The following is a 3,046-nucleotide window of genomic DNA, read 5'->3' as shown; positions in this document are numbered from 1 at the left end:
TCCCTGGAACACCCCTCATCCGTCGCCTTCGGCGACACCTTCCCCCACAGGGGGAGAAGGTGGATGGGGCGCTAAAGAAAACCGATGAACCGTCCGGCGAACAGCACTGATGTCCACAGCAGTATCGAGAGCACAGCCAGGATGGCGCTGCCGGCCGGCTCGTCACCGCCTCTGGCGAAGCGCAGGAAGGCGAAAAAATTGACGCCGGCGAGAAGGATGAGTGCCATCTTGGCGAGGAAGACCGGCATCGCCGCATAGGTGCTCGCCTTGACCGAAAACAGCAGCGAGCCGGTGACGAGCGCACCGACGAACGCGCCTAAAGCAACGCGGCGCAGCAGCGCGACGAACGCGGCGTGCGGCAGTGAGCGGAAAGCGCCGCAGATCCTGAGGTCCATGAGGAGGACGCTGGTCAGCAGCGCGCCGATCGACAAGATGTGGAGCGCGTTGACGATGGGGTAGGCAATGAAGGAGCCCTTCAGCCACCGCGCCAGGGCAAATTGCTCGATGCCGGCGAGGAACTCCGCCATCTAGGCCGGCGGCACGCGGTCGGGATAGACATCGTATGTCTTGCCGCCGACGATGACGCGCACCGCTTTCATGCGCTTTTCGCTCGCCTCGACCGAGCGGTTGCCGATCGCGGTCACCTCGTCGCCGACCTTGGCCACCTCCTCCGTGAAGCCAGCGGCGATGGTGCGGGACGGCGGCGCCATCTCCACCCGCCAGGCCTCTCCCTCGGCGTCGACATCCAGCGTGGCGTGCGGATTGCCGATATAGATGGCCGTGATCTTGCCCCTGAGTTCGAAAAACCCGTCCTGCGTCCACGACCAGCCATGATGGGCATAGGCCGCGGTGCCGGCGGCAAGCATCACGGCCGCCGTCAGCGCGACGCTGCGAATTCCATTGAAAGGCGACCGCATCACTCGTCTCCTCGGTTCGTCCACCATGCATTCGAGAGTAGGACACGGCGCGGCAACGTCAAATCACATCGGCCAAATGACCGGAACCGCCAAGCACCCCGCTCAATCGCCGGCGTGAACGATCCGGCCTTGCTAAAGACATCCATGCACGCCACTCTCGCCTTCCCTGCCCGCTTTTCCCTTGGGCTGAAGATCGGACTCACATCGAACGAGGCAAACCATGAGCAGCATGAGAGACCGTCAGGAAGGCTTCGAAAAGAAGTTTGCGATGGACGAGGATACGAAGTTCAGGGCCATGGCGCGCCGCAACAAGCTGCTCGGCCTCTGGGCCGCCGAAAAGCTTGGCAAATCTGGTGCGGACGCCGACGCCTATGCGAAGGAAGTGGTGCACGCCGACTTCGAAGAGGCCGGCGACAACGACGTGTTCCGCAAGGTGCGCGCCGATTTCGACGCGGCGGGCATCGCCCAGTCGGATGCCCAGATACGCACCGCCATGGAAGAGCTGCTGGTGACCGCGGTGGAGCAGATCAGGTCGACCTGAGCGCCGCTCATTGTGCTTGGTTTGCCACCGTAACGCTCTACGGCGCCCCCAGACAGAGGGGGGCGCCGTAGAGCGTCGGCCTTGAACCGCCCTCACCCCTGATGCGCGGCCGCCAGTTCCTTCACATGTTTTTCGTGCATCTGCAGCGTCGGCAGGGTTTTCTTGGCGAATTCCTTCATCGCCGGGTCGTCGCCGGATTGCGCATAGCCGCTGAACAGCGCGACGGCTTCCTTGTGGGCGTTGGTCTGCATCTCGATGTATTTGGCCTGGAACTGATCGCCGCTGGCGCCCTTCAGCTCATCGAGCATCTTCTGCTCCTTGGGCTGCAGGGCCGGACCTGACGGCGCGGTGGCCGAGGTTGTCTGGCCCTGGGCAAGCGCCGCCTTGAATTCCTCGCCGGCCTTGGTGTGGTCGGCGATCATCTGTTTGGCGAACGCCTTGACGTCGGCATCGGTCGCCTTCTGCTCGGCGAGCTTGCTGGACTCGATCTCGAACTCATTGGCGCTCGGCACCGTCTTGATGAAGGTCGAAGTGTCGACCTTCGTCGTCGTAGCGAGCGGCGTGGTCGTGGCGGTCGTGTTCGACTGGGCAAAGGCCGGCGCGCCGGCAAGCAATGCTGCTGCGGTCAGAATGGCAAGCGTCTTCATGGCATGTCTCCGGTTGGAATTGTCCCTCGGACAATCCAACGTCGCTTGGGCACTCCGGTTGCAGCTCTTGAGGAAGAAGCCTGCGCATATCGCCTCGATCGCCCCGCCGTATATGTGGCTTGCTCGAACGCTCGCCGATGCCCTCGTTCGAGCCAGCCCATGGGACTCATGTTCCGAAAACTGAAACGCGGCGGCTGGCCAGAGCTGCCTTTCAGTGGCAACACGCCTCGCCATATTGCAGCTGCTCGTTCCAGTTCGGGCGGCCTTCCGGCGTGAAATCCATCAGGTTCCACAGCGTTTCGCAGGTGCCGAGGCTGCGCGGATCCTGGCCCGGCTCCGTCGGCGCGAAATCCAGTTCCGAACTCCAGAAATGGCGTATGCCCTCGCCGTCGCGGTGAAACACCGACAGCAGCGGGATCTGTGAGCCGTCGGCCGCCTCCGCATTGTAGTCGCGCTTGAAGCTGTTGGAAGCCGAAGACACCAGCCGCATGTTGCGCCAGCCCCTGTCGAGGCCGAGCGTGACCAGGTTTTCGAGCGCGGTCTTGCCCACCACCGCGAAATTGAAGCCGGCGGCCTGGAGATGCCCGACCGCGCCGTCGAACTGGTCGAGCAATGCCGTGCAGGAGGGGCATGGCTGGTCCTGCCGGGCGAGCTTCGCCGTGCCGCCGCTGGTCGCCACCTCGCGCTTTTCCTGCGGATGGCGCGGGAACATCATGTTGTAGAGGATGAGCGAGTCCTTGCCGGGCGCGAACAGCTCCGACAGCTTTATCTTTGCAGGCCTCCCATCGCCGTCCAGCCCGTCGAATTCATAGTCCTGGCGGATCAGCCCGCCCGGCGGCAACGCGCGCCGGGCCTCGGCGACCTCTTCCATGGCGCGGCGCAGCTCGATTTCCTTCTTCAGCAATTTTTCGCGCGCGGTGCGGTATTTGGCGGATTCATTG

At 63.6% G+C, this 3,046-nt stretch carries 5 protein-coding genes; 1 reads left to right on the top strand and 4 read right to left on the bottom strand.

Annotated features, from left to right (window positions below; genetic code table 11):
* Positions 1-71: 71 nt before the first annotated feature.
* Positions 72-527, bottom strand: coding sequence for a DUF6644 family protein (locus EN939_RS27575; protein ID WP_127270443.1), 456 nt, complete (start codon positions 525-527; stop codon positions 72-74).
* On the bottom strand, positions 528-917 hold the full coding sequence (locus tag EN939_RS27570; RefSeq protein ID WP_127270442.1) for a DUF6152 family protein: 390 nt from the start codon (positions 915-917) through the stop codon (positions 528-530). It lies immediately after the preceding gene.
* Positions 918-1,137: 220 nt separating this feature from the next.
* Between EN939_RS27570 and EN939_RS27565 the strand changes: the two genes are divergently transcribed.
* A complete protein-coding gene (locus tag EN939_RS27565) occupies positions 1,138-1,458 on the top strand; it encodes a DUF1476 domain-containing protein (RefSeq protein ID WP_127270441.1) in 321 nt (106 codons plus the stop codon).
* A 92-nt stretch (positions 1,459-1,550) separates the two neighbouring features.
* Here the strand turns inward: EN939_RS27565 and EN939_RS27560 are convergent, their stop codons facing one another.
* Both EN939_RS27560 and EN939_RS27555 read right to left on the bottom strand, forming a co-directional pair.
* Positions 1,551-2,105: a DUF4142 domain-containing protein gene (locus tag EN939_RS27560; RefSeq protein ID WP_127270440.1), complete on the bottom strand. Its 555-nt coding sequence runs from the start codon at positions 2,103-2,105 to the stop codon at positions 1,551-1,553.
* Between the two features lie 211 nt (positions 2,106-2,316).
* Positions 2,317-3,046: DUF899 family protein (locus EN939_RS27555; protein WP_127270880.1), on the bottom strand; the 730-nt coding region annotated here is incomplete at its 5' end.

This window comes from Mesorhizobium sp. M7A.F.Ca.CA.002.05.1.1, from assembly GCF_003998335.1.
Lineage (GTDB): Bacteria > Pseudomonadota > Alphaproteobacteria > Rhizobiales > Rhizobiaceae > Mesorhizobium.
Note: the sequence above shows the minus strand (reverse complement) of the source record. Positions and strands in the feature narration are given on the sequence as shown.

Excerpts from the sequence above, each read along its gene's own strand:
- EN939_RS27560 (WP_127270440.1), bottom strand. The coding sequence starts at position 2,105 with ATGAAGACGCTTGCCATTCTGACCGCAGCAGCATTGCTTGCCGGCGCG.
- EN939_RS27575 (WP_127270443.1), bottom strand. The coding sequence starts at position 527 with ATGGCGGAGTTCCTCGCCGGCATCGAGCAATTTGCCCTGGCGCGGTGG.
- EN939_RS27570 (WP_127270442.1), bottom strand. The coding sequence starts at position 917 with ATGCGGTCGCCTTTCAATGGAATTCGCAGCGTCGCGCTGACGGCGGCC.
- EN939_RS27565 (WP_127270441.1), top strand. The coding sequence starts at position 1,138 with ATGAGCAGCATGAGAGACCGTCAGGAAGGCTTCGAAAAGAAGTTTGCG.